We start from the raw sequence: 15,837 nt of genomic DNA, 5'->3' as shown, positions 1-15,837 counted from the left end.
CTTCACCACGCGAGGCGCCATTCGGTGATGCGCGGTTCATGCGCGTTTGCGCGCAGGCCGCTGCCGGGTGTGTCGTGATCGGCGGGCGCGGGCCGGTCGGTGAAATCGGCGAGGATCTGCTCGCGCAGCCGTACGAAGCGCGCGTCGCTGCGCTCGCGCGGGCGTGGCAGATCGACATGGGCGATGCGCTTCACGCGGCCTGGACGCGGCGCCATCGTCACGACGCGGTCGCCCAGATAGATCGCTTCGTCGACGTCGTGCGTGACGAGAATCATCGTGATTCGCTCGTGTTGCCAGATGCGCTGCAATTCGTTTTGCAGGCGGCCGCGCGTCAACGCGTCGAGCGCGCCGAACGGTTCGTCGAGCAACAGCACGCGTGGCCGGTTCACGAGCCCTCTCGCAATCGCGACACGCTGTGCCATGCCGCCCGACAACTGATGCGGATACGCATGCTCGAAGCCTTCGAGGCCGACGAGCGCAACATGCTCGGCGACGGCGTCGCGCTTTTGCTGTGTCGAAAGCGGCGCGTTGCGCAATGCGGCGAGAATGTTCTGCGAAGCCGTGAGCCACGGGAACAGCCGGTGATCCTGAAACACGATGCCGCGTTCGAGCGACGTGTCGCGCACGCGCTCGCCATCCACGCTGATATCGCCGCGAAAGTCGCGGTCGAGCCCAGCGACGAGCCGCAGCAGCGTTGACTTACCGCAACCGCTGGCGCCGAGCACGCTGACGAATTCGCCTTGCGCGATATCGAGCGAGATGTCGTCGAGCACGAGCAGCGTGCCGTTCGCTTCGTCCTGCTGTGCGTAGCGTTTGCTGACGTTGCGGATGCGGATGCCTTCGGAGACTGTTGTCGTCATATGCCGTTACCTGAATGTTGATGTCATGCAGCGGCGCGTTCGCGCGATGCACCGCTGCGCCGCGCAAGCACGCGCCGTTCGACGCCGCGCGCAAGCGCGTTGAGCGCCCAGCCCGTGATGCCGACGACGATGATTCCAAACAGCACGAGATCCATCCTGAACTGCTCGCTGCCGTCGATCAGCGTGTTGCCGATCCCGCTGCCCGCGACGAGCAGATATTCGGCGCCGAGCGTCGCGAGCCACGAGTAGATCAGCGCGAGATAGATGCCCGTGAAGATCGACGGCAGCGCGGCGGGAAGAATCACGAAGCGCGCCATTTGCAGGCGCGAATAGCGAAACGCGCGAGCGACTTCGACATAGCGCGGCGACACGGCGTGGATGCCGTCGCACGTATGCGCGGCGACGGGCAGCAGCGCGGCCAGCGACAGGAACACGACTTTCGCCATGTCGCCGAGACCGAACCACACGGAGATCAGCGGTATCCATGCGAACAGCGAGATTTGCTTGAACGTGTCGAACGTCGGGCCGATCAGTCGTGTGGCGATGCGCGAGAAACCGAGCGCCGCGCCGAGCAGAAGGCCGCCCGCCGTGCCGATCACGAAGCCGCTCGCTTCACGCGCGAGCGAAGCCGACAGCGCGCGCAGCAACGCGCCGCTTTGAATCTGCTGCACCGCAGTGCGCGCGACATCGACAGGGCTGACGAGCAGGCCGCTCTTGACGAGATGCAACGCCGACACGAGCCACCACAGCGCGAACGCGGCGAGCGGCAGCACAAGGCCGCGCCAGTTGAACGTGGAAAGACGCTGTTTGAGTGCGGACAGACGTTCGGGCTTTGCGGGTGCGTCGCAACTGCACGGCGGCGGTCCGCTGGATTTGCGCTGCGAGAAAAGACGTGGAAGCGGACGTGTGGAAGGCATGACGTGTGTCCTCGATCGAATGATTCACTCGCGAAATGCCGACGGTTGTCCGCGCCGCAGACGGGCTTCGAGCGCATCGAGCGCGCGGTTGATCGCAAAGCCGATTGCGCCGACGATCACGACGGAAGCCATCACCAGGTCGAGCTGAAACAACTGCCGGCCATACACGATCAGATAGCCGAGCCCTTCCGACGACGCCACCAGTTCGACCACGACGAGCGCGAGCCACGCCTTGGTGAACGCGAGCCGCACGCCCGTGGCGAGCGTCGGCACGGCGGCGGGTAGCACGACATACACGACGCGCTGCAAACGGCTGTAGCCGAATACGCGCGCAACTTCATCGAGCGCGGCGGGCGTGTTCCGCACGCCTTGCATCGTGCTCAACGTAACGGGCACAAGCGCGGCATGTGCGATCAGGATGTACTTCAACGGCTCGCCGACGCCGACCAGCAACAGCAGAAACGGCAGCCAGCCCAACACGGGAATCTGCACGAGCGCATTGAAGGTGGGCAGCACGTAGGCTTCGACGGTGCGCGACAAACCCAATGCCGCGCCGATGAAGAAGCCCGCGAGCGCGCCGACGCCGAAGCCGACCAGCACGCGTTGCAGGCTGACCAGTGTGTTACGCGCCAGGTCTCCGCTGATCGCGAGTTCGTACAGCGTGTCGAACACCTGTTGCGGTGGCGGAAGAATTTGCGGCGCGATCCAGCCGCGCGCGCAGCCGACGCTCCATAGCGCAAACAGCGCGGCAGGCAGCAACCACGGCGCGAGATGCCACGCGGCCGCGCGCACGCGCCGTTGCACCTGCTCCGATGCCGCGCCTGCCTGCTCCTGATCCGAGGTGGCGCGCTTCGTAATGGCCGGCCACTGGTCTATCGCCTTGCTCATCGCGGACTCCGTCAACCCAGCGGTTTGCCTTGCGCGTCGTAACGCGTCCAGTAGTGCTCGAGCGACTGTGTGCGCAGTGCGTTGTCGAGATAGCGCGTCTCGAACCAGCCGTCGACTTCGACGGGTTGGCGGATCAGCTTCAGCTTGAGCGCGTCGCTCGCCACGGCCTTGTAGCGCGCCACGATGAACGGATCGACGAGCGGCGAGTTGCGCGACTTCAGAGGCTGGTTGGCGAACTCCGCCTGCCACGACGCGTAGGTGACGCCGCTCTTCGCCCACAGCTTGAAGAGTGCGTCGCGGTTCGCCTCGTCCGACGACCATTGCGCGCCTTTGACGAACCCATTGACCACGCGCTGCACGATGTCGGGATGCGCGCGGTCGAAGTCGTCGAGCACGAGCAAATGCGACTGTCGCGTGAATTGCGGGCCGTCCGTCTGCGATTCGTAGATGATCTTCGCGAGACCCTGATCGCGGAGCTTGTAGAGGTGATAGTCGTTGACCGACGCGTCGATGCCCTTCGACGACAACGCAGCCAGCGAACTCGCCGAGTCGAGATTGATCACGCGCAGGTCGCGTTCGTCGAGCTGGTTCGCGGCGAGCACGTTGTCCGCGACGAGTTGCAGATTGGTGCCGCGAAAGATCGACACGCGCCGGCCTTTCAGATCCTTCACCGACTGCACGGGCGAATCGGGCGGTACGGCGATCTTCACGCCGACGCGTACGCCCGATTCGAGCAGAATGCGCGTCTTCAGGCCATTCGCGCGGCCGAGCACGGAAGGCAGATCGCCCTGAAAAGCGAAGTCGAGCGATTTGTCGGCGATGGCTTCGTTGACGGCGGGCCCCGCGCCCTTGAAGAACAGCCATTCGACCTTGATGCCGTCGGCGGCGAATTCCTTTTCGAGCAATTGCAACTGCTGCACCGTCGCGGCGGGCGAGCCGCCGAACGTGGGCGGATCGCCCGCGCCTTGCTGCGCGACGCCGATGCGGATCACGGCAGGTTTATCGGCGTGTGCCTGCGGCACGGTGAAGGCGAGCGCGGTCGCAAGCAGAACGGACTTCACGAGCGTGAAGGTGCGGCGGAATCGGTTGTCCATTGAATGAGCGAATGCAAACGGAAGAAGAGATGAAGGGCGGACGCCGAAGGTGGCGAACCGTCGTCGAGCGATTAGTGCGCGAGCGGTTTGCGAGCCGTGGTGAAGATCATGCGGCGCGTCAACTGCAGACCACGCGGACCGCGATGCGACTCGAGCGCGTCGGCGAGGCGCTCGCGCAGACGCGCAACGTGCGGATCGGGCAGCGACGACAGGAAATTGCCGAAGGAACTCGCACGGCTGAACGACAGCACGTCGTCGACGTTGTCGAATGCGTCGTCGAACTCGCGGATTTCGTTGAGCGTGGGCTCGAAGCCCACGGAAGCCACGAGCGTTGCCGTGCTTTCGCGCGTGAGCTTGTTCGGCGCGCCGATCTCCGTTTGCTGCGAGACCGGGTCTTCGGCGATCAGCGCGTGCAGCACGCGATGCAAGTCGTGCGGTACGTCTGCGGGCATGGTCGTGAAGCCGATCCGGCCGCCGGGCTTCAGCACGCGCCACGCTTCGCGCAACGCCGCTTGCTGGTCCGGTATCCAGTGAATCACGCTGTTCAGGTAGACGACGTCGAAGTGCGCGTCGGCGATTCCCGCAAGTTGCTCCGCGCGGCCGACACGCGCCGCGAAACGGCCTTGCGCGCGTTGCAGCGCGCGCTCGACGCGCAGCGGCAACGGATCAATGCCGAGCACTTCGCCCTGTGCGCCGACACGCTGCGCGGCCGATTCCGTCAGGCGGCCCGTGCCGCAGCCAATGTCGAGCACGCGTTCGCCTTCGCGCAGGTCGAGCGCGTCGAGCAGTTGCAGACCATGATTGAACTGGCGGATGCCGAGGCGATCGTATTCGTCGGCAAGCGTGGCGGAATCGAGCTGCAGGCTGGGTGCTTTCGACATGGGAATGAGCGCAGTGGTCGTCTTTGAGCGCTCATTCTTGTCGACGCAGTACGTCACGACAAGAAAGCATTCGAGCTATTCATATGCGCTGCGATGCTTTCCTGTCACGTTCTGGTGCGGCTGCGTTTGTTATCGTGAACAGGCATCTGCAACAGTGAACGATGCGGATGCCTGACCCGTTGATTCGCCGCTAACGTATGTCAATGCCGTGTGTTAGTGCGTGCTCAGTTCGTCAATGCCTCGCGTTCGAGTTCGCGCAGCGGAATGTGACGCACATCGCGCCCCTTGACGACGAACACGACGAATTCGGCAATGTTCTTCGCGTGATCGCCGATCCGCTCCAACGCCTTCGCGATAAACAGATATTCGAGCGCGACCGAAACGGTGCGCGGCGTCTCGTTCATGTGTGTCACGAGCCGCTGGACGAATGCGCGGAATACATCGTCGATGGCCTTGTCGTCGCGCACGATCTGCGCGGCGGCCACGGCGTCCATGCGCGCAAACGCGTCGAGCACCCGATGCAGGATCGACGACGCCAGTTCACCGCACTGCTTCAGCTCGGCCAGCGAGATGGACGACGTTCCGCCATATTCGTCGATGCGCCGCATGCGTTTGGAGATCTTGCGCGCTTCGTCGCCCATGCGTTCGAGGTTGGTGACGCACTTCGACATGGCCATCAATAGCCGCAGGTCGCGTGCAGCCGGCTGACGGCGCGCGATCACGCGGTGTATTTCTTCATCGATTTCGATTTCGAGCGCGTTCAGCTCACGCTCGCTGTCGCGAATGGCTTCGACGAGCGCGGGGTCATAGGCGTCGAGCAACGACAGACAGCGGGTAATTTGCCGTTCGACTACGCCGCCCATTTCCAGCAGGTTGGTCGATAGCATGTTGAGCGCAGCGTCGAACTGACTGGAGAGATGCTTGTCGGACATGATGCGCCCCCTTGCCACACAGGCTCTATGTAGTGTGATGCGGTATCACCGCTTGTCGCCACACTGCGTCGAATTCCGCAGCGTAGAAAACCGTATATATCGTTTCATGTTAACGATGCAAAATTGCACATGCAAGCGGGGTTATACCGACGCGCAAGGTCGCGTTGCCTGCGGGCAACGGCTCGGAGGGAGCAGGGGAGCGTTCGCGGCCGTTCGCGGACGGCCAGACGGCCACGACAGCGCTATTTGCCAACAGGCGGGATCGGAATCATCCCGGGGAATACATACGCCTGCAACATCGCAATCACGCCGATTAGCGCGGCGCCGGCAATGGAATGGAAGAATACCGTGCGGAAAATCGGTCCGAGCGCGAACGAACGCTCCTTCGGATCGTCGTAGCAGGCCGCGCAGGCGACCATGATCGACTGCGCGTCGATCATTTTGCCCATTACACCGCCCGTCGAGTTCGTCGCCACGATCAGGATTGGGTTCAGGTTGAGCTGCTGCGCGGTGATGCGTTGCAGGCTGCCGAAAAGCGCGTTCGACGCCGTGTCGGAGCCCGTCAGGAACACGCCGAGCCAACCGAGGAACGCCGCGAAGAACGGATAGAGCACGCCCGCCCCCGTGAACGCGAGGCCGAGCACGGCGTCGGTGCCCGAGTAGCGTGTGAGGAATCCGAGGCCCAGCACCTGGGCGATCACCAGCACAGGGATTTTCATGCGGCGCATGGTCTGAATGAAGGCGTCTTTCCATTGCGTGGCGCTCAGTCTCAGCACGAGGCCCGACAGCACGGCGGCGACAAAAACGCCCGTTCCCGCCGCCGACAGCCAGTTGATCGTGAAGCGCGCTGCTTCCGCTTTTGCGTTGGCGGCCACGACGGGCGGCATCCGCTGCACGAGGTTGTGCAGCGCGGGCATGTCCCAGACGGGCAGCGACAGCGTGCCCTTGAACGGCGAGCCGAGCAGCGTCGTCGAAAACGTGACGCCCGCGAACAGGTTGTTGAGCAGCTTCTTGAACTCAGGCACGCCCCACAGCGCGCAACAGGCGATCAGGATCACCCACGGCATCCACGCATAGACCGTTTGCGCCGCCGAGTACTTGTACTTCCATTCGCCGCGGTCCGTCACGACGGGTGTCGTGCTCTTGCCGGCGCGCGCGAGCGCTTCGCGTTCGTCGCGCAGCAGAAAGCGCGTTTTCGGGTGCCACACGAAGCGCAGGAACAGCGCCGTGCAGATCACCGAGAACACGCCGGATACGACGTCCGTCATCAGATGCAGCGCGGGGCTGCCCGACGCGTAGAACTGCATGAGCGCGAACGAGCCGCCTGCGCATAGCATCGCGGGCCAGACTTCGAAGACTTCTTTCCACGTGCCGCCTTCCATCTTCACGAAGGTCGCGACCAGCCAGAAAGGCACGAGGACCGAGACGAACGGCAATTGATGGCCCGCCATCGCCGACAGCGTGACCTGATCGAGTTCGCTCACGGCCGCGAGCGTGACGATCGGCGTGCCGATCGCGCCCCACGCGACGGGTGCCGTATTCGCCAGCAGATTGAGCACGGCGGACTGGAAAGGCCGGAAACCGAGCCCGACCATCACGGCGCCGGCGATCGCGACAGGCGTGCCGAAGCCCGACGTGCCCTCGATGATCGCGCCGAACGAGAAGGCGATCAGCACGCATTGCAGCCGCCGATCGAAGGAAATATGGACGATCGACTCCTTGACGATCTCGAACTTGCCCGTCACGACGCTCATCGTGTACAGGAACATCGCGGCGAGCACGATCCAGATGATGCCGAGAAAGCCGGAAAGCGAACCGAGCGCAAACGCGGAAACGGCCGACGCCACCGGCATCCTGAAGACGAGACACGAGATGATGAACGCGGCGATGACGCCGAAAAACGCCGCATACGGCGCGGAGATGCCCAGATGCACGTTGCCCTGTGCATCGCGGTGGCGGTGCAGGGCGATGAAGTAGAGCAGCGTCAGAATCGGGATCGCGGCAACGATCGTGGAAAGGAATGCATTGCCCAACGGGTTATAGGTCTGCTGGTACATGGCTTACCTTCCTGATCCAAGGATTCACGTTCATCCGGCAACGGACGACCCGCGCCGGACCGGCGCTCGATCCTTACAGATTCCCGACCGATGCTTGTGGTATAGCGGGACGCATCGCGGATTTCAAGTTTTGGGGCCACCACGGCGCATGTTTGCGAGGCGTTTGTGGGCGCGGAAGGGAATGTCGATGCGTGGTCAATGAGTCGGGCAAGTGTCACGCGCTGCGACACCCGCGCAGTCGGCGTGATGCGCGGGGCGCAAAAAACAACGCGGTGCGTTGCCGCTTTAACAACGGCAATCGCACCGCGCATTCAACAGCCGCAAACGCGGCAACCGCTCAAGCCAAATCGAAGCGATCCAGGTTCATCACCTTCACCCACGCAGCAACGAAGTCGCGCGTGAACTTCTCCTGCGCGTCCTCGCTCGCATAGACCTCGCACAGCGCACGCAACTGCGCATGCGAACCGAAGATCAGATCGACGCGCGTGCCCGTCCACTTCACTTCACCCGTTCGACGGTCGGCACCTTCGAACACCTCGCGCGCGGGTGTCGTAGGCGTCCATTCCGTGCCCATGTCGAGCAGGTTGCGGAAGAAGTCGTTGGTCAGGGTTTCGGGCCGTTTCGTGAAGACACCGTGCGAATCGGCGCCCGTGTGTACGTTCAGCACGCGCAAGCCGCCGATCAACACCGTCATTTCCGGCGCTGTCAGCGTCAGCCGTTGCGCCTTGTCGATCAGCAGCGCTTCCGCCGGCACGTTGTACTTGCCCTTGAGGAAATTGCGGAAGCCATCGGCGACCGGCTCCAGCACGGCGACGGATTGCCCGTCCGTCTGCTCCTGCGACGCGTCCATGCGCCCCGGCGTGAACGGCACGCTGACGAGCTGCCCGGCACTCTTCGCGGCCTGCTCGATCGCCGCGCCGCCCGCCAGCACGATCAGATCGGCGAGCGAAATCTTCTTGCCGCCGGTCGCCGCGCCATTGAACTCGCTCTGGATGCCTTCGAGCGTTTTCAGCACCGTCGCCAGTTGTTCGGGCTGATTGGCCGCCCAATCCTTCTGCGGCGCAAGACGGATGCGCGCGCCATTGGCGCCACCGCGCATGTCCGAGCCGCGGAACGTCGACGCCGCCGCCCACGCCGTCGACACCAGTTGCGCGACGGAAAGCCCCGAAGCCAGAATCTTCTGCTTCAGTGACGCAATGTCGTTGGAATCGACCAACGGATGGTTCACGGCGGGAATCGGGTCCTGCCACAGCAGTTCTTCGGCGGGCACTTCCGGGCCGAGATAGCGGGCGCGTGGCCCCATGTCGCGGTGCGTCAGCTTGAACCAGGCGCGCGCGAAGGCGTCGGCGAACTCATCCGGGTTCTGCATGAAACGCCGCGAAATCTTCTCGTACTCGGGGTCGAGGCGCAGCGACAGGTCGGTGGTGAGCATCGTCGGCAGCAGCTTTTTCGACGGATCGTGCGCATGTGGAATCGTGGCCGTCGCGCCCTTGGCGACCCACTGGTTCGCGCCGGCGGGGCTCTTGGTCAATTCCCATTCGTGGCCGAACAGGTTCTGGAAGAAGCCCATGCCCCACTGCGTCGGCGTGGCCGTCCACGTGACTTCCAGGCCGCTCGTGATCGTGTCGCCGCCCTTGCCGCTGCCGAAGCTGCTTTTCCAGCCCAACCCCTGGTTTTCGAGTTCGGCGGCTTCGGGTTCCACGCCGACGTTATCGGCGGGACCGGCGCCGTGCGTTTTACCGAAAGTGTGGCCGCCCGCGATCAGCGCGACGGTTTCCTCGTCGTTCATCGCCATGCGCGCGAAGGTTTCGCGGATGTCGTGCGCGGCGGCGAGCGGATCGGGATTGCCGTCCGGGCCTTCCGGGTTCACGTAGATCAGGCCCATCTGCACCGCGCCGAGCGGGTTCTCCAGATTGCGCCCGCTATCGGTGCGGCTGGTTTCTTCGCCGTGCAGTTCCTCGTCGGCGACGAGCACACCTTCGTCGCTCGCGTCGCGGGGCGCGGCGGCTTTGCCGTAGCGGACGTCGCCGCCGAGCCAGGTTTTTTCATTACCCCAATAGACGTCCTGGTCCGGTTCCCACGTGTCCTCGCGACCGCCCGCGAAGCCGAAGGTCTTGAAGCCCATGGTTTCGAGCGCGACATTGCCGGACAGGATCAGCAGATCGGCCCACGAGATTTTCTGGCCGTATTTCTGTTTGACTGGCCACAGCAGGCGGCGGGCTTTGTCGAGGCTGACATTGTCCGGCCAACTGTTTAGGGGCGCGAAACGCTGCTGGCCGCGACCGCCGCCTCCGCGTCCGTCGCCCGTGCGGTACGTGCCGGCGCTGTGCCATGCCATGCGAATGAACAGCGGTCCATAGTGGCCGAAGTCGGCGGGCCACCAGTCCTGCGAGTCGGTCATCAGCGCCGCGAGGTCTTTCTTGACGGCGGCGAGGTCGAGGCTCTTGAATGCCTCGGCGTAGTCGAAATCCTTGTCCAGTGGATTGGACCGGCTGGAATGCTGGCTGAGCAGGTCCAGCCGAAGTTGCTTTGGCCACCAGTCTCGATTGGTTGTTCCGCCGCCGGCGGCATGAATGAACGGGCACTTTGCATCGTTTGACATGCGTCGTCTCCTTGGGAGATGTCTCCACTATGCGTTTTACGATGGTGTCGGGCTTGTGCGACAGATCGCCGTCCTGCGCCCCGCACCTCGAGTTACAACCGCGGCGGTATGTGCGATTACGCATATCGCCGCGTTGTCGGCGCATCTGTTCGGTTTCAATATATGCGACGGCGAAGGGCAACTGAATTCGTTTGCGGCAATCCCGCCAATAGCTCGCCGCTATAGCGCGGGAGCGGATTCACAGCGCCCTTGCGCTGATATGCGGTGCCGTATCGCCTATGCTTTTTGGGTTTGCGTGACAGTTCGCCTTGATTCCATTTGAGTGCGCGATGAACCGTGAGGAGCGGAACATGGAAGACGTGGATGTGCTCGTCGTCGGCGCTGGTCCCGTCGGTTTGCTGCTTGGCACCGAATTGCAGCGCGACGGCGTCGCCGTGAGCGTGATCGACGGGATGCCGGCGAGAGGGTTCTTCTGCAAGGCGCTCGGCATCACGCCTCGCACGCTGGAGATTTTCGACGATCTGGGAATCGTTGATCGCGCAATCGAGGCGGGTGTCTGGCTCACGGGCGTCGAAACGTGGGTCGACGGGGCGATGGTGCCTGCGCGCAGCATGCATGTGCCGGAGCAGGACTTGCCGTACGGGTCGCTTTCGCTTGCGCAGTACGAGACGGAGCGGCTGCTCGAAGCGGCGTTCACCGAGCACGGCGGACGTGTGAACTATGGGTTCACGCTCGACAGCTTCGTCGAAACGGGCGACGGCGTCCAAGCGTTTCTGACGGGGCCACACGGCGAGGCACGCACGGTGCGCTGCCGATGGCTCGTCGGATGTGACGGCGCGCATAGCAAGGTGCGTTCGGCATCGGGCCTGTCGTACGAAGGCGCGCAGTTTCCACAGACTTTTGCGCTCGCCGATGTGGACGTCGACTGGGATCATCCGCGCGGGCCCATGTACCGCTTCGAATGGAGCGACGCGGCGCGCGCGAAAACCAGCGTGGCCGCAGTGCCGGTTCGCGGATCGGCGCGGCGCTACCGGTTGTCGATGATCGTGCCGGACGAGCATTCAGCTTCGCTGGCGGGCGTTGCCGCACCTGATTTCGACACGATGTGCGCACTGCTGTTGCCCTCGCTGCCGGAAGGCACGCGTTTGTCTTCGATGCGCTGGTCGTCGGTGTATCGGGTGAGTCATCGCATCGCGTCCGAGTATGGACATGGCCGCGTGTTCATTGCGGGCGACGCCGCGCATATTCATCCGCCCGTCGGCGGTCAGGGGATGAACACGGGTTTGCAGGACGCGCACAACCTCGCGTGGAAGCTCGCGCACGTGGCGAAAGGTCTTGCGCATCCTGCGTTGCTTGATAGCTATTCGGCGGAACGGCATCCCGTCGGCGTGGACGTCGTGCAGTCGACGAGCGCCGCGCTCAACGCCGTGCTCGCCCGCCAGGCCGCCAATCCGGCGATGCGCGAGACGCAGTTACTGGTGACGTATCGCGGCAGTCCGATCGTCGCCGACATGTGCGCGGATGCGGACCCGGAGTTGCCAGCGCCGGGCGACCGGCTGCCGGATGTGTATGGTTTGGCGCAGCGTTTTGTGGGGCGTCCACGGCGATTGCAGGAGTTTGTCGGGCATGGACGGCATGTGCTGGTTGGTTATGTCGATGCGGCTGACGCGCAGGTCGAAGCGTTTGCCGATGGCTGTCGGGCGCTTGCCGGGTTGCTGCCTGGTGTAGCGTCGACTGTGCTGGTTGCGGCGCCGGGCTGCGAAGTGCCCGGCGGCGAACTGATGACGGTTTTGACGGATGCAAAGGGCGAGTTTGCGGCAACGTTTCGCGCGTCAGGCGGTACGGCGTGGATCGTGCGGCCCGATGGGCATATCGGATGGAGAAGCAGCAGTTGCTCGGGCGATGCGGTGAAAAGCTGGGGACGAATGCTTCGCGGCTAAGCCCGACCAACGCAGAAAACCCATCCGCATCGCGCCACAAGAGGTACACCCGCAAACAAGACATCGGTTCGCGCATAGACAAATTCTCGGGCGTGTCAAAAACGATACTGCAGGCATCACACCCCACGCCCGAGGTCCCCATGTCCACGCCTGCCCGCGCTCGCTGGCCGTATGTGTTTGTCTCCGCGTTTCTCGGCACGGCCATCGAGCAATACGATTTCCTTCTGTACGGCACGGCCTCGGCGCTCGTGTTCAACCGGCTCTTTTTCCCGAACCTCGATCCGCTCGCCGGCACGATTGCCTCGCTCGGCACTTACGCGGCCGGCTATTTCGCGCGCGGCGCTGGGGCGCTGATCTGCGGGCACTTCGGCGACAGGATCGGCCGCAAGACGCTGTTGATGGTCACGCTGCTCGTGATGGGCATCGCGTCGACGCTGGTCGGCTGTTTGCCGACTTACGCGTTCATCGGCATCTGGGCGCCGATCCTGCTGACGACGCTACGCGTGCTGCAAGGCTTCGCCATCGGCGGCGAGCAGAGCGGGGCGATCGTGCTCGGCGTCGAGAGCGCGCCGGCGCATCGCCGTGGACTTTACGGCAGCTGGAGCAACTCGGGCAGCTACGGCGGCGTGCTGCTGTCGACGGGCGCGTTGCTGCTGACTTCGCTATTGCCCGAGCCCGCGTTTCTGTCATGGGGCTGGCGTCTGCCGTTTCTGTTTAGCGCGGTGCTGGTGGTGATCGGGCTTGTGGGTCGCGCGCGTCTGCCGGAAACCGTCGAATTCGCGCAATTGCAGGCGCGTCACGGCGTGGCCCGCTTTCCGCTCAGAGACCTGATGCGCGACCACGCGCGCGCCGTGTTGATCGTCTTCATGGCGCGGCTGGGTGAAATTACGTGGTCGGTGTTCGTGGTGCTGTTCGCGGTCGCGTATGTCACGGTGCAGCTCAAGCTGCCGAAATCCGTGATTCTTGGCGCGATCATGAGTGGCGCTGCGCTCGGCGTTTTCATGGTGCCGTTCTTTGCGGCGCTGTCGGACCGCATTGGACGAAAGCCGATCTATCTTGCCGGACTGGTCACATGCGCGCTTTATGTGTGGCCGTTCTTTACGATGCTCAATACGCGCGATCCTATGTGGATCACCGTCGCCGTCGTGCTCGCGCTCGGCGTCGTGCATCCGATGATGTACGGCCCGCAAGGAGGCTTCTTCGCCGATATGTTCGACGTGCGCGTGCGTTTTTCGGGTGTGTCGATTGGCGCGATCGGCGCGATTGTCGGCGGCGGCATCAATCCGTTGATCTGTTCGTCGTTGCTCGCGCAAGGGCACGGCAATCCGAACGCGGTGGCGACTTACATTACCGCGAGCGCGCTCGTCGCTGCGTGCTTCACGTTCTTTGCTCCGCGCCGCCCGCTCGATGCAACGCACGCGGAACCGTTAACGCAGGCGCCGGAGATCCGCCCGAACCCGCTGGGCGACACACGTTCTGCGTGATGCGCCGCGAAGCAAACACGCTTTCCAAATGGAGTAGTCAATGAATGAACACGACAGAGAACTGAACGACGGCCTCGCGGCGAAGATGGACCGCGAGCTCGAACAGGGCGCGTGGGACGCGCACCAGAAAATTGCGCTCGCGTGCCGCATGCTCGCGCACGAGGGCCATTCCGAAACGCTCGCCGGACAGATCACCGTGCGCGAATCCGACGGCACGTTTCTGACCACGGCGATGGCGTACGGCTTCGACGAAGCCACGCGCAGCAACGTGATCCGCATCGACGACGAGATGAACGTGATCGAAGGCCGCGGCATGGCCAATCCGGCGATCCGTTTTCACCTGTGGATCTACCGGCGGCGGCCCGACGTGAACTGCATCGTGCATACGCATCCGCCGTATGTGAACGCGCTGTCGATGACGGGACGTCCGCTCGAAGTCGCGCACATGGACGCCACGCCGTTTCACGACGACTGTGCGTTCCTGCGTGAATGGCCCGGCTTGCCGATCGGCGATAGCGAAGGCGAGATCATTTCGACGGCGCTCGGCAGCAAGCGTGTGATTCTGCTGGCGAACCACGGCTTTCTCGCGGCGACTGCTTCGCTGGAAGAATCGGCGTATCTGTCGGTGCTGATCGAGCGCGCGGCGCGCAGCCAGATTCTTGCGCAGTCAGTGGGCGAACTGAAACCCATCGACGCCGCGCGCGCAAAAGAGTCGCACGATTTTCTGCTGCTGCCGAGCATCGTCAAGTCGAGCTTTGCGCTGTTCGCACGACGCGTGATCAAGCGGGAGCCGGACGTGCTGTTCTGAGGGCGGAGTGGGCCGGAAACACATGCGAGAATGGGCCGTTGCGATCTCATGATTTTCCAGCGGCGTCCAGGCCGGGAGGATTTCGCCATGCCCGACAGTTCCGCGTTTCGTCTGCCCTATGCGCCGACGCTCTACCCGATGCCGTCGAGCGGTATCGACGAGTTGAAGCGTTCGCTCGATTACATCGTGATGCCGGGCGAACTGCTGTTCGACGGACAGGTCGCGCAAGACGAGTTGCGCGCATGTCGCCTGACAGGCGGCGGCGTGCTTGCGACGGCACATATGGGCCGCCAGGAAGTGCGGCACGACAACGACCATCTGCGCTGGCTTACGGGCGACGACGTCGTCGTGCTGGTCGCGCTGGCCGGGCGCGGCACAGTCACGCAGCAAGGCTGCACGCTGCCGTTCGCAAAGGGCGATATCACGTTTCGGCGTGTACGCGTGCCGTCGGTTGCGCGTATCGAAGAACCCGCGCATCTGCTGATGATCCGTTTGCCGATTGCGCGTTTTCTTGGTCAGGCGGTTTCGCGGCATGCGCAGTTTCGTCCACAGCGGGCGGATGCTGCATCGGGCATCGTGAAGAGCCTGCGTTGTTTCGTCGATGAGGTGTTGCCTTCGTTCGAGAGCATGAGTCCCGTCACGCTCGCCGCTGCCGAAGAAGCGCTGGTTGCGTTGCTCGGCGCGGCGTATCGGGAAGCGGAGGAAATCGCGCAGCGCACTGGCCGCGAGGCGGCGCCAACCGTCGCGCAACCGCTGCGCTGGGTGCAACTGACGCGGTTTATCGAAGCGAATCTGTGCGACCCGGAACTGGATGTCGAAGCGTGCGCGATGGCGTTGGGTGTCTCGAAGCGCTACGTACACAAGCTGTTTGAAGCGCTCGATCTGCAGTATGGGAAATACGTGTTGCAGCAAAGGCTCGCGCGGTGTCGCGATGAGTTGGTCAATCCGTTGTTAGCCGGTCTATCGATCGAACAGATTGCGTATCGCAATGGCTTCAATGACGCGGCGCATTTCAGCAGGCGTTTCCGCGATGGCTATGGCGTGTCGCCGCGTGAGTTTCGCAAGCGCGAGAGCTTGCTTTGAACGGTGCCTTCCGGAGCGGCCACCGCCTCACTGATGTTTGATAATGCTTGTCAAGCGTTGCTCTGGTGCAACAGGCGGGAGGTACGGTGTGGCGCGCAGGCTACACGCGGGCGGGCTGGGCGGGGGCGGCGGGAGAAATGAACGTTGCTACGGCGATACAAACGCTTGCATTACACGAATAGGGGTTTATACTGATCTCTGTCTCCTCCATGTCTCCTCCTGATATGGATTCAGCCCACCACTTGGTGGGCTTTTCTTTTTGTCCCCTCGGTATGCGCACGGCGTGTTGGC

General features: G+C 63.5%; 12 protein-coding genes. 4 read left to right on the top strand and 8 right to left on the bottom strand.

Annotation, left to right across the window (positions count from 1 at the left end; genetic code table 11):
* Nucleotides 1-2: 2 nt before the first annotated feature.
* The 8 genes from C2L65_RS41425 to katG form a co-directional block, all read right to left on the bottom strand.
* The gene (locus C2L65_RS41425) at nucleotides 3-860 is read right to left on the bottom strand and encodes an ABC transporter ATP-binding protein (protein WP_042305695.1); all 858 of its coding nucleotides are present in this window, start codon (nucleotides 858-860) and stop codon (nucleotides 3-5) included.
* 23 nt (nucleotides 861-883) lie between these two features.
* A complete protein-coding gene (locus C2L65_RS41420; RefSeq protein ID WP_042305694.1) occupies nucleotides 884-1,777 on the bottom strand; it encodes an ABC transporter permease in 894 nt (297 codons plus the stop codon).
* Nucleotides 1,778-1,801: 24 nt separating this feature from the next.
* Nucleotides 1,802-2,665 carry an ABC transporter permease gene (locus tag C2L65_RS41415; RefSeq protein ID WP_042305740.1) on the bottom strand — a complete coding sequence of 288 codons (864 nt, stop codon included), beginning with the start codon at nucleotides 2,663-2,665 and terminating at the stop codon, nucleotides 1,802-1,804.
* 11 nt (nucleotides 2,666-2,676) lie between these two features.
* Nucleotides 2,677-3,759: an ABC transporter substrate-binding protein gene (locus C2L65_RS41410; protein ID WP_042305693.1), complete on the bottom strand. Its 1,083-nt coding sequence runs from the start codon at nucleotides 3,757-3,759 to the stop codon at nucleotides 2,677-2,679.
* 71 nt (nucleotides 3,760-3,830) lie between these two features.
* Nucleotides 3,831-4,640, bottom strand: coding sequence for a class I SAM-dependent methyltransferase (locus C2L65_RS41405; protein WP_042305739.1), 810 nt, complete (start codon nucleotides 4,638-4,640; stop codon nucleotides 3,831-3,833).
* A gap of 224 nt (nucleotides 4,641-4,864) precedes the next feature.
* Complete coding sequence (gene phoU / locus C2L65_RS41400; protein WP_042305692.1) at nucleotides 4,865-5,572, bottom strand: phosphate signaling complex protein PhoU; 708 nt, start codon at nucleotides 5,570-5,572, stop codon at nucleotides 4,865-4,867.
* A 242-nt stretch (nucleotides 5,573-5,814) separates the two neighbouring features.
* Nucleotides 5,815-7,629: an L-lactate permease gene (locus C2L65_RS41395; RefSeq protein ID WP_042305691.1), complete on the bottom strand. Its 1,815-nt coding sequence runs from the start codon at nucleotides 7,627-7,629 to the stop codon at nucleotides 5,815-5,817.
* A 337-nt stretch (nucleotides 7,630-7,966) separates the two neighbouring features.
* Complete coding sequence (gene katG, locus C2L65_RS41390) at nucleotides 7,967-10,231, bottom strand: catalase/peroxidase HPI (protein ID WP_042305690.1); 2,265 nt, start codon at nucleotides 10,229-10,231, stop codon at nucleotides 7,967-7,969.
* A 350-nt stretch (nucleotides 10,232-10,581) separates the two neighbouring features.
* On the opposite strand from katG, the gene C2L65_RS41385 reads away from it, so the two are divergent.
* From C2L65_RS41385 to C2L65_RS41370, 4 genes are all read left to right on the top strand, one after another.
* On the top strand, nucleotides 10,582-12,171 hold the full coding sequence (locus C2L65_RS41385; protein WP_042305689.1) for an FAD-dependent monooxygenase: 1,590 nt from the start codon (nucleotides 10,582-10,584) through the stop codon (nucleotides 12,169-12,171).
* Between the two features lie 140 nt (nucleotides 12,172-12,311).
* A complete protein-coding gene (locus C2L65_RS41380) occupies nucleotides 12,312-13,655 on the top strand; it encodes an MFS transporter (protein WP_042305688.1) in 1,344 nt (447 codons plus the stop codon).
* Between the two features lie 40 nt (nucleotides 13,656-13,695).
* Nucleotides 13,696-14,463, top strand: a complete 768-nt coding sequence (locus tag C2L65_RS41375; RefSeq protein WP_042305687.1) for an aldolase — start codon at nucleotides 13,696-13,698, stop codon at nucleotides 14,461-14,463.
* An 87-nt stretch (nucleotides 14,464-14,550) separates the two neighbouring features.
* Entirely contained in the window at nucleotides 14,551-15,546 is a 996-nt protein-coding gene (locus C2L65_RS41370; RefSeq protein WP_042305686.1) for a helix-turn-helix domain-containing protein, read from the top strand.
* Nucleotides 15,547-15,837 lie beyond the last annotated feature (291 nt).

The sequence above is a fragment of the Paraburkholderia terrae genome (assembly GCF_002902925.1).
Lineage (GTDB): Bacteria > Pseudomonadota > Gammaproteobacteria > Burkholderiales > Burkholderiaceae > Paraburkholderia > Paraburkholderia terrae.
The sequence above is the reverse complement of the archived record's forward strand: the minus strand, read 5'-3'. Positions and strand labels throughout refer to the sequence as shown.